Origin of the sequence: Streptococcus oralis (genome assembly GCF_003943385.1) — a bacterium.
In the GTDB taxonomy this organism is placed as follows: Bacteria; Bacillota; Bacilli; order Lactobacillales; family Streptococcaceae; genus Streptococcus; species Streptococcus oralis_CA.
The window spans coordinates 299,146-324,532 of the sequence record NZ_RJPI01000001.1 but is presented as its reverse complement, the minus strand read 5'-3'; the positions used below and the strand labels follow the sequence as shown (position 1 = coordinate 324,532).

The window sequence follows — 25,387 nt, the reverse complement described above, 5'->3', positions numbered from 1 at the left end:
TAACTTACGTTATTCTGTGAATTTACTTGTTTTTCTAGAGTTTTTTTTGTGAATAAGATGTGAAATGAAGTGTGGATATGTTAGAATAGAAGAATGAAAATAAAAATTATAACAGTTGGAAAACTGAAGGAAAAATATCTTAAAGATGGCATTGCTGAATATACTAAACGAATTTCTCGTTTTGCTACTGTAGAAATTATTGAATTAGCCGATGAAAAAACTCCAGATAAGGCAAGTGAGTCAGAAAATCACAAAATATTAGAAATAGAGGGAAATCGAATTCTTTCTAAAATTGGAGAAAGAGATTTTGTAGTTGTGTTAGCAATTGAAGGAAAAATTTTCTCCTCAGAAGAATTCAGTAGACAGCTGGAACAGGCTTCTATAAAGGGATTTTCTACCCTTACATTTATTATTGGTGGAAGTCTGGGACTATCCCCTGCTGTGAAGTATCGAGCGAATCTTTCTGTTAGTTTTGGACGTTTGACCTTGCCACATCAGTTAATGAGATTAGTTCTTGTTGAACAAATTTATCGTGCTTTTACCATTCAGCAGGGATCCCCTTATCATAAATAGAAGATTGACTTACTTCTTGTTTTTTGATAGAATGGTCATGTTAGGTCTCATAGCTCAGCTGGATAGAGCATTCGCCTTCTAAGCGAACGGTCGCAGGTTCGAATCCTGCTGGGATCAGTACATTAAAGAAAAAGCTGGGATTATTTCCCAGCTTTTTTCTTCAAAAGGTGCATTTCAGGTGTAAAAAAGTACAGTTGAGAAGAAATTTTTCTTAAGTGATCTTCATTTTGTATAATAGATTTGTAAGATAACTTACAAGAAAAACAATACAGGAGATTTCATTATGAAAAATACAGTAAAGTTGGAACAATTTAAAGAAGTAACAGAAACAGAATTGCAGGAGATTCGGGGTGGGGAATGGAGAATTCCAGAATTAATACGTAATCTTATTTTTCCAAAAAGAAAATAACTAAAATAAAGGTAAAAAGTAATGAATTTATTTGGATTAGTAATAGCTTTTTTTTATGTTTTTATCATTAGTAAAATTTATGAATGGACTTGTAATGCAACTAAAAAAGAAAAATATATTTATAGTCTTTATGTCTTTTTACTACAATTAATATTAGAAGAAATAATGTATTTGCTAGCCTTAGATGGTTACGGTTTGTCTAAATTTTTATTTCCTTTACTCATATTCGGTTACTTTGTTGGATTTCAGAAGTATGATAAGTCTAAGGGAGTTTTTATAAGCCTATTATTTTCTCTCTTATATCATAGTAGTAATAACTTTATATCGGTAACTTTATCATCTATAACAGGAGATGATATTGCATTAGAATATAATAATTATTTTATTATATTTGTACTTATTTTAACCTATTTGGTTATTAAAATTGTCATATCTTATTTCCATTTGGAGTTTAAATATTTTGACAAAGAATATCTCTATTCTTTTTTGAAAAAAGTACTATATGCATTTATCTTCTTGCATATCGTCTCTTTTATTTCAGATATCGTGAGTACTATTTCTCATTTAAATAGTTTTGGAAGTATTTTATCAACCATTGTTTTTATTTGCTTGTTATTGATTTTCTTTGCAATGAATTCTTATAAGGTTCAAATNGAAAAAGAGATTGCCCTAAAGCAGAAGAAATTTGAACAAAAGCATTTACAGACTTATACTGATGAAATTGTCAAGTTGTATAATGAAATTCGAGGTTTTCGTCATGACTATGCAGGTATGCTTGTCAGCATGCAAATGGCAATTGACAGTGAAGATTTACAGGAAATTGACAGAGTTTACAATGAAGTATTAGTAAAAGCGAATCAAAAACTGCGTTCAGAAAAATATACTTACTTTGATTTGAACAATTTAGAAGATTCAGCTTTACGTAGTTTGATTGCTCAATCCATTGTTTATGCACGAAATAATGATGTAGAGTTTACATTGGAAGTAAAGGATGTTATTACTAGATTGTCAATGGATTTACTTGATCTTGTTCGCATCATGAGTATTCTCTTAAACAATGCTGTTGAAGGAGCCGCGGATAGTTACTTGAAACAAATGGAAGTTGCAGTCATTAAAATGGATTTTGAGACAGTTATAGTCATCCAGAATTCATGTAAAATCACTATGACGCCTTCAGAGGACTTATTTGCCTTAGGTTTCTCTACCAAGGGAAGAAATAGAGGTTTAGGGCTTAATAATGTCAAAGAGATTCTAGATAAATATGACAACATTATGTTAGAAACAGAGATGGAAGACAACACATTTAGACAAATTATTAGATTTAAGAGGGAATTCGAATGAAAGTATTAATTTTAGAAGATGTTATTGAGCATCAAGTGAGACTAGAGAGAATATTGAATGAAATCTCGGAGGAATCAAATATTCCTATTTCTTATAAAACAACAGGAAAAGTTCGTGAGTTTAAGGAATATATTGAAAATGATGAAGTAAACCAGCTTTATTTCTTAGATATCGATATTCACGGAATTGAGAAAAAGGGCTTTGAAGTGGCACAGTTTATCCGTCACCACAATCCTTATGCTATTATTGTCTTTATTACCAGTCGATCTGAATTTGCTACCTTAACTTACAAATACCAGGTATCAGCTCTAGATTTTGTAGACAAAGACATCAATGATGAATTGTTCAAAAAACGTATCGAGCAGAGTATTTTTTACACTAAGAGTATGCTGCTTGAAAACGAAGATGTTGTAGACTATTTTGATTACAACTATAAGGGAAATGATTTGAAGATCCCTTACCATGATATTTTGTATATCGAAACAACAGGTGTTTCTCATAAGTTGCGGATTATTGGTAAGAATTTTGCCAAAGAGTTCTATGGAACAATGACAGATATTCAAGAAAAGGACAAACATACCCAGCGATTTTATTCTCCTCATAAATCTTTCCTAATCAATATTGGAAATGTTAGAGAAATTGATCGAAAGAATCTAGAAGTTGTCTTTTATGAAGATCATCGCTGCCCCATCACTCGTTTGAAAGTTCGCAAACTGAGAGATATTCTGGAGAAAAAATCTAAAAAGTAATTGACAATTAGTAAGAAATTGATATAATGGTTATATCTGCTACAGATAGATGGTCCGTTGGTCAAGGGGTTAAGACACCGCCTTTTCACGGCGGTAACACGGGTTCGAATCCCGTACGGACTATTTTATCCGCCATAGCTCAGTTGGTAGTAGCGCATGACTGTTAATCATGATGTCGTAGGTTCGAGTCCTACTGGCGGAGTCAGATAAAAAGAACACTACCCGGTGTTCTTTTTTAGTTGACATCACCTAACATTTTCATAAGGAAGTCTGTCATTTCTTGCGGACTTTCTTTTTTTCCATGGGCAATCCAAGTCTGGCAAACACCAAATAGGGCATTTGTTAGATAAATGCTACTATATTCGAGTTCAATTGGATTTAGTTGTAGTTGCATAAAACGTTTCTGAAGATCAGTGCTAAGCATAATATGCAGTTTATTTCTCAAGAAATTTTGAATTTCTTTTGTCCCATTTTCAGATAAGAGTGCAGCCAAGAGTGGTTCAGACTCTAAATATTCAAATACTTCTAAAATAGCATCTCTTTTATGATGGGCATGTTTTTGGAAAATATACTCAAAGGTATGAAAGAGCTTACTTTGGTAATGTTCAATCATATCATACTTATCCTTGTAGTGAGTGTAAAAGCTGGAACGACTGATTTCGGCTTTTTCTGCTAGCTTGACAGTAGAAATTTGATCAAAGGGGTGGTCCATCAATAATTGAACCATGGCATTTTCGATAATTCGCTTTGTTTTTAAACGTTTATTACTTTCTTTCATAATTCCTCCTTGTATACAAAAATAGACGATATGTCTAAAAAAATGATTTTCCACCTTGTAATTTTGATTTTTTGATGTATAATCTATTATATCAAAATTTTAGACAATATGTTTAAAAAAGGAGAAAATATGTTTAAAGAATGGAAAGCAATATTTAAAAAACCGACCTTTATCATTGTAATGATAGGGATTTCTCTCATCCCAGCTCTATACAACATCATATTTTTATCATCTATGTGGGATCCGTATGGGAAATTATCAGAGCTACCTGTGGCAGTTGTCAATAAAGATAAGGAAGCTTCTTATAATGGACAGACAATGACAATAGGTGAAGACATGGTGTCCAATTTAAAAGAAAATAAAAGCTTAGATTTTCATTTCGTAGATGAAGATGAAGGAAAGAAGGGATTGGAAGATGGCAATTACTATATGGTAGTGACTTTACCAAGTGATTTATCTGAAAAAGCAGCTTCTATTTTAACGAATCATCCAGAGCAAATGCAAATCGATTATCAGACTTCAAGTGGTCATAGTTTTATTGCTAGCAAGATGAGCGATTCTGCGATGACACAATTGAAGCAGAATGTTTCTACAAATGTAACTGAGACCTATACTAAAGCTTTATTTAACAAGATGGTCGAATTAAAGGATGGTATGAGTCAAGCAGCTTCTGGTAGTGAAAAATTAACTGATGGAGCGAATCAGTTAGTGACAGGAAGTCAAACATTGACTACTAACCTACACTCTTTAGCAGATTCAAGTTTAACATTTTCAAATGGAACGGAGCAGTTTACCAAAGGATTATCTGCTTATGTTTCTGGTGTTGAACAACTTCATCTTGGCTTAGGGACTTTTAATAGTGGTTTAGTTACATATACTGGTGCAGTAAGTAAATTAGATAGCGGATTAGGTCAATTAGCTTCTAAAAGTCCTGAATTAGTAGGAGGAATCAATCAGTTATATACTGGTGTAGAGGCCTATACTGGCGGTGTTTCTCAGCTCAATACTGGTCTTAATCAATTTTCATCTGGTGTTAGTGCCTATACAAATGGAGTGGGAAATCTTGCAACAGGTACGAATCAGTTATCTAGTCAATCAGCTACACTTCGAATGGGTGTGGAGCAATTAAGTGAAGGGATTCAACAACTTTCTAGCAAGTTAGATGCTTCGTCTGAGCAAAAAGATCAAATTGCTCAATTATCTTCTGGTCTGAATCAGTTAAATCAAGCTATTCAAAATATTGATGTTGGAGATACAAAACAATTAGATTCTGTTTTATCAAGTATAGTATCTCTTTCTAATCAAATGCTAGTAAGTGCTCAGTCTGAAAAAGCAGCTACATTAGCAAATATTCAATCGACAGCAGCTTATCAATCATTGACAAGTGAGCAACAAGCTGAGATAAGCGCTTCTGTATCTCAAAATTCGACTGATAGTATTCAATCGGCTCAGTCAATTATAGCTTTAGTACAAGGTTTACAGGGAAGTTTAGAAAACTTACAAAATCAATCTTCAAATCTTTCGACATTAAAAAATCAAGCCAATCAAGTATTACCTATTGCTTCTACTTCTTTGACAGGATTGTCAAGTGGATTAACAGAAATACAGGGAGCAGTGACGAGTAAATTAGTTCCTGCTAGTCAGTCGATTACATCAGGTGTAAATGCATATACTGCAGGTGTTGATAAAGTTTCTCAGGGCGCAAGTCAACTAAGTGAAAAAAACTCCACCTTGACAGGTAGTTTGGATCAACTAGTTTCAGGCTCAAATACCTTGACACAAAAATCGTCTAGCTTGACAGCAGGAGTTGATAAATTACAATCCGGATCTGGGCAATTAGCAGACAAATCCAGTCAGTTACTTTCAGGTGCTTCTCAATTAGAGAATGGAGCTAATAAATTGGCAGATGGTGCTGGAAAATTAGCAGAAGGTGGAACAACCTTAACCTCTAGTCTTGAAGATTTACAGACGGGAGTTGATTCATTAGGACAAGGATTAGGCAATGCTAATAATCAACTCAAATCAGCTTCAACAGAATCTAAAAATGCAGAAACATTATCTGAACCTCTACTTCTCTCAAAAACAGATAATGACCAAGTTCCTGTAAATGGGATTGCTATGGCTCCTTATATGATATCAGTTGCTCTTTTTGTTGCTGCTATATCTACCAATATGATTTTTGCTAAGTTGCCTTCTGGACGTCATCCAGAGAGTCGTTGGGCTTGGTTGAAGTCTCGCTCTGAAATAAATGGTATTATAGCTGTCTTAGCAGGTGTTTTAGTTTATGGAGGTGTCCATCTTATTGGATTGACTGCGAACCATGAGATGAGGACTTTGATTCTAATTATAATCACAAGTTTAGCTTTCATGTCTATGGTGACAGCTTTAACAACTTGGAATAGCCGTATTGGAGCTTTCTTCTCTCTTATTTTACTTTTATTACAGTTAGCATCAAGTGCAGGGACCTATCCCCTTGCTTTGACAAATGATTTCTTCAAAGGTGTCAATCCTTGGTTACCAATGAGTTATTCTGTATCAGGCTTACGACAAACAATCTCTATGACAGGAAATATTCATCATCAAGTGATTTTCCTTATTATAACTCTAGCTTTCTTTACTGCTTTAGGTATGCTAGCTTATCAACCTAAGAAAATGGAAGAAGATTAAAAAGATTGGCCAAGGAATTGGTCAATCTTTTTCTGTCTTAGATAAATTTCGTCTGTGATTATAGATCCCAAAAAGAAGAAGGGCAGTTAGTGAGCAGGCTGCTCCAATAACAAAACCATTGGGGATAAAGGAAAGTGTAATGGTGCCTTTTCCTTTTGGAACATCAACTTTCATAAAACCAGTCTGAGCCTGCTTGATTTCAAGTTTTTTCCCATCTTGGTATGCAGACCAACCTTTGTCATAAGGAATAGTGAAGAAAATAGAGGTATCTTGTTTAACTTCGTATGTAGCAAAGACTTTATTTTTAGAGGTGGATACTTCTACAGGTTGTTCTTTAATTTTTTGGATTGCTTCAGTAAGAGCCTGAGTATCTAAACGATAGAAGGTCGGTGATTCAAATGATACTTGAGAATTTCCAGGAAAACTAACACTGATATCGAAAGTTTTTTGTTCTTCAGTATAACCCAAATTAAAGAAATTAAATGCATTGTCAGTTGTAAAAGTCTTTTTTTCTCCATTGACAATGATGTCAACTTTCTTTTGCTTATCGTTTGTAAAATGAAGATTTGAAAAAGAGAGATAGACTTGACTATTTTGAGGAACCTCAATTTGATAATCAATCTTTGCATCTTCATTCGCAGAACCTGTGATGCTGGTTAAACCATCTGAAGTATCTGTTTTATCATATGCTATTTGGGAGAAGTAATCCAAGTTGAGATTAGCAAGCTGGTTTATAAATAAAGCCTGATTATCTAGAGTGTGATTGTTAAAGTTTACATCTGTGTAAATAGATTGAGTGGCAAAGGCAATGGGTAAAGAGAGTTGATTTTTATATAAGGTTAAATGATCCTTTTGATAAATCTCTTGAAAGCCATACTTATCAAGCGAAGTTTCAGAAATATTGTACTGGATTCCAAATAAACTATCTGCTAAAAGACTATTATTTGCATAACGGAGATTGAGGTTGGTTCCAGAGGATTTGAATCCCAGTTTGTCCAAACTAGTGCTAGCTGAACGATTTCGTACAGACGAAAATTGAGAGATTCCATTGTAGTTAAATTTCATACTGTCATTCCCAGTCTGAATTTGCAGTTTTTCAGTACGTGTAAATGGATTGTCAATTTGGTTTAGAATGGATTCCATAGCAGTGATATCTCTATTATAGGCGCTACGAGAAGCAAAGGCCCATTCTTTAGCTATTCCTTCCATTTGAGATGAAGCATTTAAGCTTATCTCAGCTGTTATAAATAAAGACAAAAGAATTGCAAATAGATTTACAGAGATAAATTTTCTAATGACTGCAAGAAGTAAAAGAGCATAAACCAGGAGAAATTCAAGGGTGAGTAGGATATTCAAATCTGTTAAAAAAGAATAATGTGATTTAAAGTATACAGTAGCCAAAAACCCTGTCAGTACAAGAAAAAGTGAGACAAATAGATTCCAGAGCTTCAGTTCTTTCAGACGATTTAAGACTTCTGCTGCAGTATAAATTAACAGAGTGGAAAAAATCCAAGCATAGCGATGCAAAAACATATTTGGGGTATGCATCCCTTGCCAAAACAAATCAAGTGCCTCTATGTAAAAGCTTGATATTAAAAAAATAAAGAAAATTACATAGGTAAGTTTCACGTGAAACCTTATGGATTTTATTGTGAAAAATAGAATGGTTAAAATAAAAGGAAGCAATCCAACAAAAATCATTGGTATAGCTCCATACTTAGTTGTATCAAAAGATCCAATGAATTGTTTTGCGAAAATATCCAGATACCAGCTACTGTCTGTCTTTAATTTTGTGATGGCAGTTAACTTCTCCCCATGAGTTTGTAAATCAAACAATGTAGGAAGAGTCATGATCAAACTAGCCATTCCTGCTAAAAAGGAGGTAATAACAAAATCAAGAAAAGATGATTTTCGAGTTTTAAAGTCCCAAGAAATTTGACAGAGATACCAAAAAATAAGAAACAATGCTGTCATATATCCAAAATAATAGTTTTGAATAAACAAGATTGACAGACTTGTAAAGTATAGTAGGCGCTTCTTTTCTGTTATAAGCATGTGTAAGCCAGTTATAATTAAAGGAATCAAGATGAAAACATCTAACCAGGTTTTTATCTCTAACTGACTGACAGTGAAGCTCATTAAAGCATAGGAAGTTGATAAGGCCAGTTTTAAAGGCTGAGGGATAGATTGAAATAATTTATTTAAACTAAAGTAGGTTGACAGACCAATCAATCCAAATTTTAAAAGAGTTGTCAGATAAACAGCATCTGGCATATTCGACAGATTAAAAAAGTAAACCAGAGGCGAGAGAAAACTACCCAAGTAATAACTAGATAGAGCATAGAAATTTAGTCCGAGGCCACTTGTAAAGGTGTAAAACAAACTACCATTTCCATGTAGAATATTCCGTAAAGTCACATCAAAAATAACGTATTGATGGAAACCATCTCCTAATAGTGGAGATGTATCGCTATTCCAGTAGATACCTTGAGTTAGGTATACTCCGGTCATAATTACTAAAGGAATGATGAAAGAAACAAAATAGGTCCAATATGTTTTAAAAAATGATTTCATGTTACCTCGTAGAATGATAGAAAACTCAGTTGGCTACCCCAACTGAGTTTTGAAGTCTTATTTAGTCTTTCCAAAGTTCTTTGACTTTTGCTTGTACTTCTGCATTTTCTAGGAATTCATCGTAGGTTTCATCGATACGATCGATGACGCCATTCTTAGACAAAACAATAATATGGTTTGCCAAAGTTTGAATGAACTCGTGGTCATGACTAGCAAAGATGATTGATTCTTTAAAGTTTTTCAATCCATCGTTCAAGCTTGAGATAGATTCCAAATCCAAGTGATTTGTTGGATCATCAAGTACAAGGACGTTTGATTTCAAGAGCATAAGTTTTGAAAGCATAACACGCACTTTTTCTCCCCCTGACAAGACGTTTACAGGTTTGTTAACCTCATCTCCAGAGAAGAGCATACGACCAAGGAAACCACGTAGGAAGGTATTGTCATCTTCTTCTTTACTTGCAAATTGACGCAACCAGTCAAGGATTGACTCTCCCCCTGCAAAATCAGCCGAGTTATCTTTTGGCAAGTAAGAACGGCTAGTAGTAACTCCCCACTTGACAGTTCCTTCATAGTCGATGTCACCCATGATTGCACGAATTAATGCAGTCGTTTGGATGTCATTTTGTCCAATAAGAGCTGTCTTATCACCTGGACGCAAGATGAAATTAATATTGTCTAGGATAGTTTCACCATCAATCTTTACAGTTAGATTTTCTACTGTCAAGAGATCATTACCAATCTCACGTTCTGCTTTAAAGTTGATAAATGGATATTTACGACTAGATGGCACAATCTCTTCTAATTCAATCTTGTCAAGCATTTTTTTACGAGACGTTGCTTGTCTTGACTTAGAAGCGTTGGCAGAGAAGCGAGCAACGAATTCTTGCAATTGCTTAATTTTTTCTTCTGCCTTGGCATTACGGTCTGCTAGCAATTTAGCAGCAAGCTCAGAAGATTCCTTCCAGAAGTCGTAGTTTCCGACATAGAGTTTGATTTTTCCAAAGTCAAGGTCGGCCATATGAGTACACACTTTGTTGAGGAAGTGACGGTCGTGGGATACAACGATAACGGTGTTATCAAAGTCAATCAAGAAATCTTCTAACCAAGTAATAGACTGGATATCAAGACCGTTGGTCGGCTCGTCCAAAAGAAGAACATCAGGTTTACCAAATAAGGCTTTAGCAAGGAGAACCTTCACTTTTTCACCATTGGCCAATTCGCTCATGTTTTGGTAGTGCAATTCTTCTGGAATATTTAGGTTTTGAAGTAATTGAGATGCTTCACTTTCTGCTTCCCAACCTCCAAGTTCGGCAAATTCACCTTCAAGTTCAGCTGCACGAACACCGTCCTCGTCTGAGAAATCTTCCTTCATGTAAATAGCATCTTTTTCTTTCATGATGCTATATAGTTTTTCATTTCCCATGATAACGACATCAATTGCACGTTCATCTTCATAGTCAAAGTGATTTTGACGGAGGACAGAGAGACGTTCATCTGGGCCAAGAGAGATGTGACCAGTTGTAGGTTCGATATCACCAGCCAGAATTTTTAAGAATGTAGACTTCCCAGCACCATTAGCACCAATTAATCCGTATGTATTTCCTTCTGTAAATTTGATGTTGACATCATCAAAAAGTTTGCGATCACTAAAACGTAGTGAAACATCAGATACTGTAAGCAATATTTTTCTCCTATAATATGTAATACATTTATTCTACTAGAAAAGAGAGAAATATTCAAATTTTTATCTGTCAATTTTGTGTCAATTAAGTTTACAGTTTTATTTACAATGAGTTAGTCGTTTGATTTAAATAATTTTCTGTTATTTTAACAAAAAAATGCTATAATTGAAGAGACCATTTCGAAGGAGAAAAAAATGACGAAACCCATTATTTTAACAGGAGATCGCCCAACAGGAAAATTGCATATTGGACATTATGTTGGGAGTCTTAAAAATAGAGTATTACTGCAGGAAGAAGACAAGTATGACATGTTTGTTTTTTTGGCGGACCAACAAGCGTTGACAGATCATGCCAAAGACCCTCAAACGATTGTAGAATCGATTGGGAATGTTGCCTTAGATTATCTAGCAGTTGGATTGGATCCTAGTAAATCGACTATCTTTATTCAAAGTCAAATTCCAGAGTTGGCTGAGCTGTCTATGTACTATATGAATTTGGTTTCACTAGCTCGTTTGGAACGCAATCCTACAGTGAAAACAGAGATTGCTCAGAAAGGGTTTGGAGAAAGTATTCCGACAGGATTTTTGGTTTATCCAATTGCGCAAGCAGCTGATATCACAGCTTTCAAGGCCAATTATGTTCCTGTAGGAACAGACCAAAAACCAATGATTGAGCAAACTCGCGAGATTGTTCGTTCCTTTAATAACGCATATAACTGTGATGTCTTGGTGGAACCGGAAGGTATTTATCCAGAAAATGAGAGAGCAGGGCGTTTGCCTGGTTTAGATGGAAATGCCAAGATGTCTAAATCCCTTAATAATGGTATTTATCTAGCTGATGATGCGGATACCTTGCGTAAAAAAGTCATGAGCATGTATACTGATCCAGACCATATTCGAGTCGAGGATCCAGGTAAGATTGAAGGAAATATGGTTTTCCATTATCTAGATGTTTTTGGTCGTCCTGAAGATGCTCAAGACATTGCAGAGATGAAAGAACACTATCAACGTGGTGGTCTTGGCGATGTGAAGACGAAGCGTTATCTACTTGAAATACTCGAACGTGAACTTGGTCCTATTCGTGAGCGCCGTATCGAATTTGCTAAGGATATGGGTGAAGTGTACAATATGCTTCAAAAAGGTAGTGAAAAAGCTCGTGAGGTTGCAGGGCAAACTCTATCTGAAGTTAAGGGAGCAATGGGACTAAATTATTTTAAATAATAGATAAAATATGAATCGTAAAACTATCTCTTCCATAGAATCACAGGGATAGTTTTTTTATGTTTTCTGTTATAAATATAATTGACAAATTTTCATAGAATGGTATGATAGATACAATACAAAAAGAGTCAAGCTCAAAAAGAAAGAAAAGAGGAAACTTCAATGTCTAATTGGGATACTAAATTTTTAAAAAAAGGTTTTACCTTTGATGATGTATTGCTCATTCCAGCAGAAAGTCATGTGTTGCCTAATGATGCAGATTTAACAACAAAATTGGCAGATAATCTGACTTTAAATATCCCAATTATAACAGCCGCGATGGATACAGTCACAGAAAGTCAAATGGCCATTGCTATTGCTCGTGCAGGTGGTCTTGGAGTAATCCATAAAAATATGTCTATTGCGCAACAGGCAGATGAAGTTCGCAAGGTAAAACGTTCTGAAAATGGTGTTATTATTGATCCATTCTTCTTGACTCCAGAACACACTATTGCTGAAGCGGACGAACTGATGGGACGCTACCGTATCAGTGGTGTTCCAGTTGTGGAAACACTTGAAAATCGTAAATTGGTTGGTATTTTGACAAACCGAGATCTTCGCTTTATTTCAGATTACAATCAGCCAATCTCAAACCACATGACCAGCGAAAATCTTGTTACTGCTCCTGTTGGTACAGATCTTGCAACAGCTGAAAGCATTCTTCAAGAACACCGTATTGAAAAACTTCCTTTGGTAGACGAAGAAGGTCGTCTTTCTGGCTTGATTACTATTAAAGATATTGAAAAAGTGATTGAATTTCCAAATGCAGCAAAGGATGAATTTGGCCGTCTTCTAGTTGCTGGTGCGGTAGGTGTCACTTCAGATACATTTGAACGTGCCGAAGCCCTTTTTGAAGCAGGTGCTGATGCAATTGTTATTGATACTGCGCATGGTCATTCTGCAGGTGTCTTGCGTAAAATTGCTGAGATTCGTGCTCATTTCCCAGATCGCACTTTGATTGCTGGTAATATTGCAACTGCAGAAGGTGCGCGTGCTCTTTATGATGCAGGTGTAGATGTTGTCAAAGTCGGTATCGGACCAGGTTCTATCTGTACTACTCGTGTGATTGCAGGTGTGGGTGTCCCACAAGTGACAGCAATCTATGATGCGGCAGCCGTTGCGCGCGAATATGGAAAAACAATTATTGCTGATGGTGGAATCAAGTATTCTGGAGATATTGTAAAAGCCCTTGCCGCAGGTGGAAATGCAGTTATGCTTGGATCAATGTTTGCTGGAACAGACGAAGCACCAGGTGAAACGGAAATCTTCCAAGGACGTAAATTCAAGACTTACCGTGGTATGGGGTCAATCGCTGCAATGAAGAAAGGTTCAAGTGACCGTTACTTCCAAGGTTCTGTCAATGAAGCGAACAAACTTGTTCCAGAAGGAATTGAAGGTCGCGTAGCCTATAAAGGCGCAGCAGCTGATATTGTTTTCCAAATGATTGGTGGTATTCGCTCTGGTATGGGTTACTGTGGTGCAGCTAACCTTAAAGAATTGCATGACAACGCTCAATTTATTGAAATGTCTGGGGCTGGCCTGAAAGAAAGCCATCCTCATGATGTACAAATCACTAATGAGGCGCCAAACTACTCTATGTAAGAAGTAAAAAAGAACTCCTGAATTTCAGGAGTTCTTTTTGTTTACAAAGTTGTCAATTTGGGTTTACAGATACTTTACCACTTTGGATATTGAAGATACTAAGATTTTCTGGCAAATTTTGCAAGTGGTCTAAACTTGTTGTTGTGATAAAGGTTTGGATAGATTGTGAAATCGTTTCTAATAATTTTAGTTGTCTAGTGTTGTCAAGTTCGCTCATAACATCGTCAAGTAGTAGTATCGGAGACTCGTTGGTAATACTTTCCATTAACTCTATTTCTGCTAATTTTATAGAGAGTACAAGACTACGATGTTGACCTTGACTTCCAAAACTAGCATCTATACCATTGATATAGAAAGTAATGTCATCTCGATGAGGGCCGACACCAGTATTCTTTTTATATAAATCTCTTGATCTACTTTTTTCTAAAGCCGTTTTAAAAGAATCCATTAACAGTTCTTCATTAGTAAAGTTGACAGATGATTGATAAGATATTGACAACTCTTCTAATTGATTTGAAATTTCTAAGTGTTTTTTTTGACCAAATTTTTCTAAATCTTTAATGAATTTTATCCGATGCTTTATGACGCGACAACCGTATTCTACCAACTGATCATCTAAGACTGACAGAAATGTTTCGTCAATCTTTTGACTGGATTTTAGGTAAGTATTTCTTTGCTTGAGTATATGGTTGTAGTTTGACAGGTCTGACAAGTAAATTGGTTTAATTTGTCCCAGTTCGATGTCTATAAACTTTCGACGAATGGAAGGTGCTCCTTTAATTAGCTGGAGATCTTCAGGTGCAAAGAGGACCACATTCATATGTCCAATGTAGTCTGAGAGGCGAGCTTGTTTTAAGTGATTGACTTTAGTCACACGCCCTTTTGGTGTTAAATCAATTTCTAGAGGTATAGAGCTTGTTTTTTTCTGTATTAAGCCAGAAAGATGAAGTTGCTCTTCATCAAAATGAATGAGATTTTTATCTGTCCGAGTACGATGACTACGTGTCAAAGCTAAGAAATAGATTGCTTCTAGAATATTGGTCTTTCCTTGCGCATTTTGGCCTAAAAAGACGTTTAATTTTGGATTAAAATCAATTTTTGCCTCTTTGTAATTTCGAAAGGTCTTAATTGTTAAATGTTGAAGCCACATAGTTATCTTCCTGGAAAACGTGGAGCTTGTTTGGCTTTAGGTGATGAAGTAGTTTTTTGTTTTTCTTTCTTTACACCCTTGTTCATCTCTTTGACAAGTTTAGCAATCCGCTCTTTTTCAATCTTATCTGCTTGGTATTCTTCTTGCTCTTTTAAACTTGGTTGTGTCAAGGTGATGTCAATTTTTAAATCAGGGATGTCAATCGTATCTCCAATACGGATTTTTTTCCCACGTCTACTTTCTAATTCACCATTAAAGTAAACTTGATGCTCTATTAGAAAGGATTTGATAGCACCGCCGCTTTGTATAATTCCAAGCTCTTTTAGGAGAGCTTGGAGCGTAATAAATTCTTCAAATAATTTGTATTCCATAATTCACCTCAATCTAAGGTATTATACCATATTTTCCCTGAAATAACTGAAGGAAAGTCACTCAAAATGAAAACGATTTTACTTTTGAAAGCTATAAAGAGAACAAGAAAAATTTTGATTTTCGTGGTATAATAGAACTCTATATGTAAGGAGGTAAGGTATGGAGTTGGTGCCTGGAATTTCAGCACATTTTGTTCAATCCAAAAAGTTTAAAACAAATAAAATCACTATTCGTTTTACTGCTTCCTTATCTCTTGAGACAATAGCAGGACGCATGTTAAGTGCAAGTATGTTGGAAACTGCCAATAAAGCTTACCCAACATCTCAAGCTTTTCGCAGATACTTGGCAAGTTTATATGGAACGGATATTTCTACAAGTGCTTATCGTAGGGGACAGGTACATATTCTTGACCTAACATTTACCTATGTGCGGGACGAGTTTTTGAGTAAAAAAAATGTCTTGACTTCTCAAATATTTGAATTGGTGAGACAGACTTTATTTGCCCCCTTAGTTGTAGATGGAGCCTTTGAGCCAACCTTATTTGAAATTGAGAGAAAACAATTATTGGCTAGTTTAGCTACTGATATGGATGATTCATTTTATTTTGCTCATAAGGAGTTGGATAGCTTGTTCTTCCATGATGAGCGTCTTCAATTAAGATACAGTGATTTACGAAAACGTATTTCAAATGAGTCTCCAAAAAGTAGTTACACTTGTTTTCAAGATACTCTGAAAAATGATCGAATTGATTTCTTTTTCTTGGGTGATTTTAATGAAGTAGAAGTGAAGGAGTGGTTGAGGTCATTCTCCTTTACTGGGCGTCAAATCGATGTCAAGCCTCAGTACAAACAACCATATTCAAATGTCCTTCGGGAAGGAATGGTTCGTAAGAATGTGGGCCAATCTGTTTTGGAATTGGCTTACCATTGTTCTACGAGCTATGGAGACAAGCATCATTTGGCCATGGTAGTAATGAATAGTCTGTTAGGTGGTTTTGCTCACTCTAAGCTTTTTACAAATGTTCGGGAAAATGCTGGTCTAGCCTACACTATCTCCAGTCAATTGGATTTATTTAGTGGTCAATTGAGGATGTATGCTGGCATTGATCGGGAAAAGCGCAATCAAGCCAGAAAACTGATGAATCATCAATTACTTGAACTAAAAAAAGGTAATTTTACAGATTTGGAGATTGAACAGACTAAGGAGATGATTCGCAGAACCTTATTGCTTGCGCAAGATAGTCAGAGCTCACTAATCGAGCGAGTTTACTTGAAAAGTTTGTTAGGGAAATCTACATCAGATTTTGACAATTGGATTGAAAAATTAAATCAAGTTGATAAAGAAGCTATCTGCAAAGCAGCAAATAGTGTCCGGTTACAAGCGATATACTTTATGGAAGGAATAGAATGACACCAGTTACCTTTGAAGAAAAATACTATCCTGCTGTAAAGGAGACGGTTTATCAGACTCGTCTATCAAATGGATTGATAGTTTCTCTCCTTCCTAAGAGACAATTTAATGAAGTTTACGGAGTTGTAACAGTTCGATTTGGATCAGTAGACACAAACTTTACACTATCTGAAAAAGGTTTACAGTTTTATCCAGCTGGAATTGCACATTTTCTTGAACACAAACTGTTTGAGAGAGAAAATGCTGAAGATATTATGGAGTCTTTTACACGCTTGGGAGCTGATAGCAATGCTTTTACAAGTTTTACAAAGACGAGCTATTTGTTTTCAACAATAGATCATTTATCAGAAAATTTGGATTTGCTTGAGGAGTTGGTAACAGTTGCTCATTTTACAGAAGAGTCAGTTGAGCGAGAGAGGGAAATTATCCAACAGGAACGTGAGATGTACCAAGATGATCCAGATTCGCGTCTGTTTTTTGCAACATTAGCAAATCTTTATCCCAATACTCCTCTGGCAGCAGATATTGTTGGAAGTGAAAAGTCAATTAACAATATCCAGCTAAATGACTTAAAAAATAACTTTACAGCCTTTTACAAACCTGTAAATATGTCTTTGTTTTTAGTTGGGAATTTTGATGTAGATACAGTTGAGAACTATTTTTTGCAAAAGAAACTTAGAAACTTGGAAGAAATGGTAGTAAGGAAGGAGAAGCTTACTTTACAAGCTGTCAAAGAAACAGATAACCTTCGGATGGAAGTCTCTTCACCAAAACTTGCTGTTGGAATTAGGGGAGCAGGTGAGGTGGCAGCAGAAGATTGCTACCGTTATAATATTTTGCTAAAATTATTGTTTACGATGATGTTTGGTTGGACTTCTGAGCGATTTCAAAAGTTATATGAGAATGGGAAGTTAGATGCGTCATTGTCACTTGAGGTTGAAGTCAACAGTCGCTTTCATTTTGTGATATTGACAATGGACACGAAAGAGCCTGTTTCTCTGTCGCATCAATTTCGTAAAGCGATTCGTCAGTTTAGTAGTGATGCGGATATTACCGAGGAGCATTTAGATCTTGTTAAGAGTGAGATATTTGGTGAGTTTTTCAGTAGCATGAACTCTTTGGAATTTATTGCAACTCAATACGATCCGATGGATCGCGGAGAAACAATTTTTGATTTTCCAAAAATTTTACAGGAAATTACTTTGGAGGATGTTCTAGAAGCTGGACATCGTTTGATTGATAATGGTGATCTAGTTGATTTCACAATCTTTCCAGCTTAAAAGATGACTAATACTAGAAAGAAGGAATGGTACGTATGAGAAAAAAAACAATTGGTGAGGTTCTGCGTCTAGCCAGAATTAACCAGGGATTGAGTATAGAAGAACTGCAGGCAAAAACGGATATTCAGATGAATTTATTAGAGGCTATGGAGGCTGATGATTTTGATCAACTTCCTAGTCCATTTTATGCTCGTTCTTTTTTGAGAAAATATGCCTGGGCGGTTGAATTGGACGAGCGAATCATTTTGGATGCCTATGATTCGGGAAGCATGATTACCTACGAAGAGGTAGATGTTGATGAAGAAGACTTGTCTGGTCGTAGACGATCAAATAAGAAAAAAACGTCTTATCTCCCCTTGTTTTATTTCGTTCTATTTGCTTTGTCGATTTTAATTTTTGTGACTTATTATGTTTGGAATTATATCCAGACTCAACCAACGCGTCCTTCTTCGCCTAATTATAGTGTTGTGAGCTCAACTAGTTCCACAACCTCAACTAGTTCATCTTCTAGTAGTCAGACGTCTAGCCCATCTTCTACTACGGAATCAACTATTACAGTGTCAGGCGAAGGAAACCGCATTGAAGCTCGGTATAAAACGAGTAAGGAAACAGCTACGGTTCAGCTGGCAGTTTCGGATGTAACTAGCTGGGTTAGTGTTTCAGGAAGCGAGCTAGAGGGTGGTGTGACACTATCCGCAGACAATAAAAATGCAAAAACAACAGTTTCAACTAAGAATCCCGTTACTATCACCTTAGGTGTAGTGAAGGGAGTTACTGTGACTGTAGATAATCAAACAGTTGATACTTCCAAGTTGACGACTCAGACTGGAACTGTAACACTTACATTCACTACAGACTAAGGAAGAAACAATGAAAAAAGAACAAATCCCTAATGTATTAACAATTGGTAGAATTCTCTTTATACCTCTCTTTATTCTTATTTTGACTTTGGGCCATTCACAAGGCAGTCACTTGCTGGCAGCAATCATCTTTGCAGTTGCTAGTATAACGGATTATCTCGATGGCTATCTTGCTCGTAAATGGAATGTAGTCAGCAACTTTGGAAAGTTTGCAGATCCGATGGCGGATAAGTTGCTGGTTATGTCAGCTTTTATCATGTTGATTGAGTTAGGTATGGCTCCAGCTTGGGTTGTTGCTATTATCATCTGTCGTGAACTTGCGGTGACAGGCTTGCGTTTGTTGCTTGTTGAGACGGGAGGGACAGTTCTAGCAGCAGCGATGCCAGGGAAAATTAAGACCTTTAGTCAAATGTTTGCCATTATCTTTTTGCTCTTACATTGGAATTTAATTGGGCAACTGTTGCTTTATATAGCTTTGTTTTTCACTATCTACTCTGGTTATGATTATTTCAAGGGTAGCGCTTATGTATTCAAAGGGACATTTGGTTCGAAATGAAATCGATTATTGAAGTAAAAGATCTGTCTTTTCGTTATAAGGAAGACCAGGAACATTATGACGTTAATAATGTCTCGTTTCACGTGAAACGTGGAGAATGGCTTTCGATTGTAGGCCATAATGGGAGTGGAAAATCAACAACTATCCGTTTGATTGATGGCTTGCTTGAAGCAGAGTCTGGAGAAATCTGGATAGATGGTCAACTGCTGTCCTCTGAGAACGTTTGGGACTTGCGTCGTCAAATTGGTATGGTTTTTCAAAATCCAGATAACCAATTTGTGGGGGCGACTGTTGAAGATGATGTTGCCTTTGGCCTAGAAAATCAGGGACTTCCTCGTGAAGAAATGAAAAAGAGAGTGGCTGAATCTTTGGAGTTGGTAGGTATGCTGGACTTTAAGAAGAGAGAACCAGCTCGTTTGTCTGGTGGACAAAAACAACGGGTGGCTATTGCAGGAGTTGTTGCCTTGAGACCAGCTATTTTGATTCTGGACGAGGCTACAAGTATGTTGGATCCTGAGGGGCGCAGAGAACTGATTCAGACAGTTCAAGAGATTCGAAAATACCACCAGATGACAGTCGTCTCCATTACGCACGATTTGGAAGAAGTTGCGATGAGTGATCGTGTCTTGGTCATGAAAAAAGGCCAAGTGGAGTCAACCAGCAGTCCAAGAGAACTTTTTTCTCGGGATGACCTTGACCAGATAGGGTTAGATGAGCCTTTTACTAATCAATTGAGAGAATCTTTGAGAGAGACTGGTTATCAGTTGCCGGATGGATATTTGACAGAAGGAGAGCTAGAGGACAAGTTATGGGAATTACTCTAGAAAATGTGAGCTTTACCTATCAAGAGGGGACTCCCCTATCTTCATCAGCTTTGACTGATGTTTCCTTGACGATTGAGGATGGCTCCTATACAGCTTTAGTAGGACACACGGGTAGTGGGAAATCAACGATTTTACAGCTTTTAAATGGCCTATTAGTACCAAGTAAAGGTTCTATTCGAGTTTTCGATACCGTCATTACCCCTACATCAACCAATAAAGAAATTCGCCAGATTCGAAAGCAGGTTGGTCTAGTGTTTCAATTTGCTGAAAATCAGATTTTTGAAGAGACTGTTTTGAAAGATGTGGCGTTTGGACCGCAAAATTTTGGAGTTTCTGAGGAAGAGGCCAAGAAAATTGCGCGTGAAAAGTTAGCCTTGGTAGGCATCAATGAGTCACTTTTTGAGCGCAGTCCTTTTGAACTTTCAGGTGGTCAGATGAGACGTGTGGCTATAGCAGGTATGCTAGCCATGGAGCCAACTGTCTTGGTTTTGGATGAGCCAACAGCAGGGCTAGATCCTCTGGGCAGAAAAGAATTGATGACCCTGTTTAAAAAACTTCACCTTTCTGGAATGACAATCGTTCTGGTAACGCATTTGATGGATGATGTAGCTGAGTATGCTGATCAGGTCTATGTTATGGAAAAGGGGAGCTTAGTCAAAAGTGGTAAACCGAGCGAAGTTTTCCAAGATGTAGCCTTTATGGAAAATGTGCAGTTAGGTGTGCCTAAAATCACAGCTTTTTGTAAACGTTTGGCAGATAGGGGTGTAGCTTTTAAAAAACTGCCAATCAAGATAGAGGAGTTTAAGGAGTCGCTAAATGGATAGTATGATTTTAGGGCGTTATATACCAGGAGATTCCATTATTCATCGCTTGGATCCCCGTAGTAAATTGCTCGCTATGATCCTGTTGATTTTGATTGTATTTTGGGCCAATAATCCCCTCGCTAATCTCATTCTGTTTGTAGCGACAGGTATATTTATCGCTTTGTCGGGCGTCTCCCTCTCATTTTTCATTCAGGGATTAAAATCCATGTTCTTCCTGATTGCTTTTACAACTCTTTTTCAGCTCTTTTTCATTTCAAGTGGAAATGTTCTATTTGAGTTTTCTTTTATAAGAATAACGGATTATGCGTTGCAACAAGCGGGAATCATTTTCTGTCGTTTTGTGTTGATTATTTTCTTTTCAACCTTGCTGACATTAACGACCATGCCTTTGAGTCTGGCAGCTGCAGTTGAAGCTCTTTTAGCACCGCTGAAACGCGTGAAAGTTCCCGTTCATGAAATTGGTCTGATGTTATCAATGAGTTTGCGTTTTGTTCCAACCTTGATGGATGACACAACGCGAATTATGAATGCTCAAAAAGCTCGTGGAGTTGATTTTGGTGAGGGAAGCATCGTTCAAAAAGTAAAGGCTATGATTCCAATTTTAATTCCTCTTTTTGCGACGAGCTTAAAGCGTGCAGATTCATTGGCAATAGCCATGGAAGCGCGTGGTTATCAGGGAGGAAAGGGTAGAAGTCAGTATAGACAATTGAGATGGAGTCAAAAGGATACACTGGCAATTCTTGTGATTTTGGTACTGGGATGTTTCTTATTTTTCTTAAAATCTTAGTAGGTTTGTAGGATTGATAAGAAGCTCACAGTAGCAGGTTTTTAGTATAAAGGTAGGAATATGAACCGTTTTAAAAAATCAAAATATCTAATCATCGTTTTTGTCACAGTTTTGGCAGTTTCTGTACTATTAGTGACAACCTATTCAAGTGCTATTGTGACAAAACTAGGAGATGGCATTTCCTTAGTAGATAGAATTGTTCAAAAACCTTTTCAGTGGTTTGATGCTTTCAAATCGGATTTGGGCCATTTGACGCAGACTTACAATGAAAACGAGAGTCTAAAAAAACAACTCTATCAATTAGAGGTGGAGTCTAATCAATCAGAACGTTTAAAAACAGAAAATGAACAACTACGTCAGTTGCTAGAGATGAAATCAAAATTACAAGCTACAAAAACCCTAGCAGCAGATGTGATTATGCGTGCTCCAGTATCTTGGAAGCAAGAGTTAACAATTGATGTAGGAAGTGCAAAAGGAGCTTCTGAAAATATGTTAGTCATTGCAAACGGTGGCTTGGTTGGTAGTGTTTCAAAGGTGGAGGATCATTCAACAACTGTCAATCTTTTAACCAACGCTGAAAACACGGATAAGATCTCTGTTAAAATCCAACATGGTTCTACTGAAATTTACGGAATTATCGTTGGTTATGACAAGGAATCTGAACTGCTTAAAATCAGTCAATTAAATAGTAATAGTGACATCAGTGCTGGAGACAAGGTGACTACAGGTGGGCTAGGAAACTTTAATGTCAAAGATATTCCTGTTGGAGAGATTGTTGGTACAACGCACAGCAGTGACTATCTAACACGAGAGGTAACTGTAAAGTTAAGTGCTGATATCAAAGATCTTCATGTGGTAGAGTTAGTGGGGAATTAGCAATGAGATTGTTAAAACAAATTGGTATTTTCTTTTTACTCCCTTTTGTTGTGCTAATTGATGCTCATATTGGACAACTGGTGGGATCCTTTTTCCCCCACTTTCATTTAGCCAGTCATTTTCTATTTTTGTTTCTCTTATTTGAGACAATCGAAGTATCGGAATATCTCTACCTAGCCTATTGTTTTATAGTGGGTTTGGTTTATGATATCTATTTTTTCCACTTGATTGGAATTGCCACGCTTTTGTTTATCTTGATAGGTGCTTCGCTCCACAAGTTTAACAGCGTGATTTTGACAAATCGTTGGACAAGGATGTTGACCATTATTGTGATCAGTTTTCTGTTTGATATGGGGAGCTATCTTTTGGCTCTTGCCGTGGGACTGACTGTAGATTACATGCCGATATTCATCGTCTATAGCCTTGTCCCATCAATGATTCTGAACTTCTTATGGATTGTCATTTTTCAATTTATTTTTGAAAAAATTTATCTATAAGAAAGAAATATAAATGTAACAAAGGCGTAATATTTATTATGTCTTTTTTTGGTATACTAGTAATGTCTCAAATAGAAGGAGTATCGACAGAATATGAAGAAAAAAATCTTAGCGTCACTTTTGTTAAGTACAGTATTGGTCTCACAAACGGCAGTATTGACAACTGTTCGTGCAGAAACAACTGATGAAAAAATTGCTGCTCAAGATAATAAAATTAGCAGTTTAACAGAGCAACAACAAGAAGCTCAAAAGCAAGTGGATCAAATCCAAGGTCAAGTTTCAACAATTCAAGTAGAGCAAGCAAGCTTGCAAGCTGAAAACGAAAAATTACAAGCTGAATCTAAAAAACTTGAAGGAGAAATTACAGAGCTTTCTAAAAATATCGTGGCTCGTAATGCTTCTTTAGAAAAACAAGCACGTAGCGCACAGACAAATGGAGCTGCGACTAGCTACATTAATACAATTGTAAACTCAAAATCAATCACAGAAGCCATTTCGCGTGTTGCTGCAATGAGCGAGATTGTATCGGCTAACAACAAAATGTTGGAGCAACAAAAGGCTGATAAAAAAGCAATTTCTGATAAACAAGTAGCCAATAATGAAGCAATCAATACAGTTATTGCTAACCAACAAAAACTGGCTGATGATGCGCAGGCATTGACAACTAAGCAAGCTGAGTTGAAGGTTGCAGAGTTGAATCTTGCTGCTGAAAAAGCTACTGCAGAAGGTGAAAAAGCTAGTTTGCTAGAGAAGAAAGCAGCAGCAGAGGCAGAAGCACGTGCTGCAGCAGAGGCAGAAGCAACTTACAGAGCACGTCAAACAAGTCAACAGCAGTCAGTTGTTGCTTCTGGAAACACAAGTTTCTCAGCTCAAGTACAGGCAACATCAACAACTGACGATGAGGATTCAAGCTACACTCCAGCACCTGCGCCAGCGCCTGCTAGACAACGTCCAACTTACAGCTCAAATGCTTCAAGTTATCCAACTGGTGAATGTACTTGGGGAGCTAAAACATTGGCACCTTGGGCTGGAGATTACTGGGGAAATGGAGCTCAGTGGGCAACAAGTGCAGCCGCAGCAGGATTCCGTACAGGTTCAACTCCACAAGTTGGTGCGATTGCATGCTGGAATGATGGTGGTTATGGACACGTAGCGGTTGTTACAGCAGTTTCATCATCAACTCGTATTCAAGTATCAGAATCAAACTACGGTGGAGATCGTACAATCGGAAACAAACGTGGATGGTTCAACCCAACTACAACTTCTGAAGGTTACGTAACATACATCTATCCAAACTAATGTATAAAACGAAGAGACTCAATCGAGTCTCTTTTAATGTTTTTATCCGAAAGTCCTACTAAATAGCTTGAAAATACTGTTGAAATATGATAGAATAAAACTTGTCGTGTAAACGATAATACTCATTCTTGATGAATTGTGAAACTGTTGCCCTTGGGTCGTTTTGCAAGCTGAAATCTAGAAGAGGAAAAAACAAAAAGGAGAAATACTCATGGCAGTAATTTCAATGAAACAACTTCTTGAGGCTGGTGTACACTTTGGTCACCAAACTCGTCGCTGGAACCCTAAGATGGCTAAGTACATCTTCACTGAGCGTAACGGAATCCACGTTATCGACTTGCAACAAACTGTAAAATACGCTGATCAAGCATATGACTTTATGCGTGATGCAGCAGCTAACGATGCAGTTGTATTGTTTGTTGGTACTAAGAAACAAGCTGCTGACGCTGTTGCTGAAGAAGCTGTACGTTCAGGTCAATACTACATCAACCACCGTTGGTTGGGTGGAACTCTTACTAACTGGGGAACTATCCAAAAACGTATTGCTCGTTTGAAAGAAATCAAACGTATGGAAGAGGAAGGGATCTTCGACGTTCTTCCTAAGAAAGAAGTTGCACTTCTTAACAAACAACGTGCACGTCTTGAAAAATTCTTGGGTGGTATCGAAGACATGCCTCGTATCCCAGATGTAATGTACGTAGTTGACCCACATAAAGAGCAAATCGCTGTTAAAGAAGCTAAAAAATTGGGTATCCCAGTTGTAGCGATGGTTGACACAAACACTGATCCAGACGATATTGATGTAATCATCCCAGCTAACGATGACGCTATCCGCGCGGTTAAATTGATTACAGCTAAATTGGCTGACGCTATCATCGAAGGACGTCAAGGTGAAGATGCGGTAGCAGTTGAAGCAGAATTTGCAGCTTCAGAAGCTCAAGCAGACTCAATCGAAGAAATCGTTGAAGTTGTAGAAGGCGACAACGCTTAATTCAAATAAGTAATCATTACCTAG

23 protein-coding genes and 3 tRNA genes are annotated in these 25,387 nt (G+C 36.8%); 21 read left to right on the top strand and 5 right to left on the bottom strand.

Annotated elements, in window-relative coordinates:
• The first annotated feature begins 93 nt into the window (after positions 1–93).
• The 7 genes from rlmH (at position 94) to D8803_RS01635 (ending at position 3,274) form a co-directional block, all read left to right on the top strand.
• On the top strand, positions 94–573 hold the full coding sequence (gene rlmH, locus D8803_RS01665; protein ID WP_038804781.1) for a 23S rRNA (pseudouridine(1915)-N(3))-methyltransferase RlmH: 480 nt from the start codon (positions 94–96) through the stop codon (positions 571–573).
• Between the two features lie 43 nt (positions 574–616).
• Positions 617–690 (top strand) — tRNA-Arg (locus D8803_RS01660).
• Positions 691–856: 166 nt separating this feature from the next.
• On the top strand, positions 857–982 hold the full coding sequence (gene comC, locus D8803_RS01655) for a competence-stimulating peptide ComC (RefSeq protein ID WP_000799680.1): 126 nt from the start codon (positions 857–859) through the stop codon (positions 980–982).
• Positions 983–1,003: 21 nt separating this feature from the next.
• Positions 1,004–2,323: a competence system sensor histidine kinase ComD gene (gene comD, locus D8803_RS01650; protein WP_131200035.1), complete on the top strand. Its 1,320-nt coding sequence runs from the start codon at positions 1,004–1,006 to the stop codon at positions 2,321–2,323.
• Positions 2,320–3,072, top strand: a complete 753-nt coding sequence (comE, locus tag D8803_RS01645) for a competence system response regulator transcription factor ComE (RefSeq protein ID WP_084948177.1) — start codon at positions 2,320–2,322, stop codon at positions 3,070–3,072. The genes comD and comE overlap by 4 nt, the downstream gene beginning before the upstream one ends.
• 51 nt (positions 3,073–3,123) lie before the next feature.
• Positions 3,124–3,195: transfer RNA gene (locus D8803_RS01640), tRNA-Glu, on the top strand.
• 5 nt (positions 3,196–3,200) lie between these two features.
• Positions 3,201–3,274 (top strand) — tRNA-Asn (locus tag D8803_RS01635).
• Between the two features lie 33 nt (positions 3,275–3,307).
• Here D8803_RS01635 and D8803_RS01630 read toward each other — a convergent pair.
• A complete protein-coding gene (locus tag D8803_RS01630) occupies positions 3,308–3,850 on the bottom strand; it encodes a TetR/AcrR family transcriptional regulator (RefSeq protein ID WP_061418770.1) in 543 nt (180 codons plus the stop codon).
• A 129-nt stretch (positions 3,851–3,979) separates the two neighbouring features.
• On the opposite strand from D8803_RS01630, the gene D8803_RS01625 reads away from it, so the two are divergent.
• Positions 3,980–6,517 carry a YhgE/Pip domain-containing protein gene (locus tag D8803_RS01625; protein WP_131200034.1) on the top strand — a complete coding sequence of 846 codons (2,538 nt, stop codon included), beginning with the start codon at positions 3,980–3,982 and terminating at the stop codon, positions 6,515–6,517.
• 21 nt (positions 6,518–6,538) lie between these two features.
• Here D8803_RS01625 and D8803_RS01620 read toward each other — a convergent pair whose 3' ends face one another.
• Together D8803_RS01620 and D8803_RS01615 are read right to left on the bottom strand one after the other, a co-directional pair.
• Positions 6,539–9,091, bottom strand: a complete 2,553-nt coding sequence (locus D8803_RS01620; RefSeq protein ID WP_061418764.1) for a YfhO family protein — start codon at positions 9,089–9,091, stop codon at positions 6,539–6,541.
• 61 nt (positions 9,092–9,152) lie between these two features.
• Positions 9,153–10,775, bottom strand: coding sequence for an ATP-binding cassette domain-containing protein (locus D8803_RS01615; protein WP_061425837.1), 1,623 nt, complete (start codon positions 10,773–10,775; stop codon positions 9,153–9,155).
• A gap of 195 nt (positions 10,776–10,970) precedes the next feature.
• On the opposite strand from D8803_RS01615, the gene trpS reads away from it, so the two are divergent.
• Both trpS and guaB read left to right on the top strand, forming a co-directional pair.
• Positions 10,971–11,996: a tryptophan--tRNA ligase gene (gene trpS / locus D8803_RS01610; protein WP_061418758.1), complete on the top strand. Its 1,026-nt coding sequence runs from the start codon at positions 10,971–10,973 to the stop codon at positions 11,994–11,996.
• Positions 11,997–12,158: 162 nt separating this feature from the next.
• Positions 12,159–13,637: an IMP dehydrogenase gene (guaB, locus tag D8803_RS01605; protein ID WP_000073416.1), complete on the top strand. Its 1,479-nt coding sequence runs from the start codon at positions 12,159–12,161 to the stop codon at positions 13,635–13,637.
• A gap of 52 nt (positions 13,638–13,689) precedes the next feature.
• On the opposite strand, the gene recF is transcribed toward guaB, so the two are convergent.
• Both recF and yaaA read right to left on the bottom strand, forming a co-directional pair.
• Positions 13,690–14,787, bottom strand: a complete 1,098-nt coding sequence (gene recF / locus D8803_RS01600; protein WP_061418755.1) for a DNA replication/repair protein RecF — start codon at positions 14,785–14,787, stop codon at positions 13,690–13,692.
• Between the two features lie 2 nt (positions 14,788–14,789).
• The gene (gene yaaA, locus D8803_RS01595; protein ID WP_000455878.1) at positions 14,790–15,158 is read right to left on the bottom strand and encodes a S4 domain-containing protein YaaA; all 369 of its coding nucleotides are present in this window, start codon (positions 15,156–15,158) and stop codon (positions 14,790–14,792) included.
• 160 nt (positions 15,159–15,318) lie between these two features.
• On the opposite strand from yaaA, the gene yfmF reads away from it, so the two are divergent.
• The 11 genes from yfmF (at position 15,319) to rpsB (ending at position 25,363) form a co-directional block, all read left to right on the top strand.
• On the top strand, positions 15,319–16,569 hold the full coding sequence (gene yfmF / locus D8803_RS01590; RefSeq protein ID WP_131200033.1) for an EF-P 5-aminopentanol modification-associated protein YfmF: 1,251 nt from the start codon (positions 15,319–15,321) through the stop codon (positions 16,567–16,569).
• Positions 16,566–17,849 carry an EF-P 5-aminopentanol modification-associated protein YfmH gene (gene yfmH, locus D8803_RS01585; RefSeq protein WP_131200032.1) on the top strand — a complete coding sequence of 428 codons (1,284 nt, stop codon included), beginning with the start codon at positions 16,566–16,568 and terminating at the stop codon, positions 17,847–17,849. Before yfmF ends, yfmH begins: the two co-directional genes overlap by 4 nt.
• Before the next feature lie 35 nt (positions 17,850–17,884).
• The gene (rodZ, locus tag D8803_RS01580; protein ID WP_061418746.1) at positions 17,885–18,709 is read left to right on the top strand and encodes a cytoskeleton protein RodZ; all 825 of its coding nucleotides are present in this window, start codon (positions 17,885–17,887) and stop codon (positions 18,707–18,709) included.
• Positions 18,710–18,719: 10 nt separating this feature from the next.
• Positions 18,720–19,265, top strand: coding sequence for a CDP-diacylglycerol--glycerol-3-phosphate 3-phosphatidyltransferase (gene pgsA, locus D8803_RS01575; RefSeq protein ID WP_061418743.1), 546 nt, complete (start codon positions 18,720–18,722; stop codon positions 19,263–19,265).
• Positions 19,262–20,089 (top strand): energy-coupling factor ABC transporter ATP-binding protein, encoded by an 828-nt coding sequence (locus D8803_RS01570; protein WP_061418740.1) that lies wholly within the window; start codon positions 19,262–19,264, stop codon positions 20,087–20,089. Before pgsA ends, D8803_RS01570 begins: the two co-directional genes overlap by 4 nt.
• Positions 20,074–20,913, top strand: a complete 840-nt coding sequence (locus D8803_RS01565) for an energy-coupling factor transporter ATPase (protein ID WP_061418737.1) — start codon at positions 20,074–20,076, stop codon at positions 20,911–20,913. The genes D8803_RS01570 and D8803_RS01565 overlap by 16 nt, the downstream gene beginning before the upstream one ends.
• Entirely contained in the window at positions 20,906–21,700 is a 795-nt protein-coding gene (locus D8803_RS01560; protein ID WP_061418734.1) for an energy-coupling factor transporter transmembrane component T family protein, read from the top strand. Before D8803_RS01565 ends, D8803_RS01560 begins: the two co-directional genes overlap by 8 nt.
• 60 nt (positions 21,701–21,760) lie before the next feature.
• On the top strand, positions 21,761–22,576 hold the full coding sequence (gene mreC / locus D8803_RS01555) for a rod shape-determining protein MreC (protein ID WP_061418731.1): 816 nt from the start codon (positions 21,761–21,763) through the stop codon (positions 22,574–22,576).
• A 2-nt stretch (positions 22,577–22,578) separates the two neighbouring features.
• On the top strand, positions 22,579–23,073 hold the full coding sequence (mreD, locus tag D8803_RS01550) for a rod shape-determining protein MreD (RefSeq protein ID WP_061418728.1): 495 nt from the start codon (positions 22,579–22,581) through the stop codon (positions 23,071–23,073).
• Positions 23,074–23,166: 93 nt separating this feature from the next.
• Complete coding sequence (gene pcsB, locus D8803_RS01545) at positions 23,167–24,372, top strand: peptidoglycan hydrolase PcsB (protein ID WP_061418725.1); 1,206 nt, start codon at positions 23,167–23,169, stop codon at positions 24,370–24,372.
• A 211-nt stretch (positions 24,373–24,583) separates the two neighbouring features.
• Positions 24,584–25,363 (top strand): 30S ribosomal protein S2, encoded by a 780-nt coding sequence (gene rpsB, locus D8803_RS01540; RefSeq protein WP_009729575.1) that lies wholly within the window; start codon positions 24,584–24,586, stop codon positions 25,361–25,363.
• Positions 25,364–25,387 lie beyond the last annotated feature (24 nt).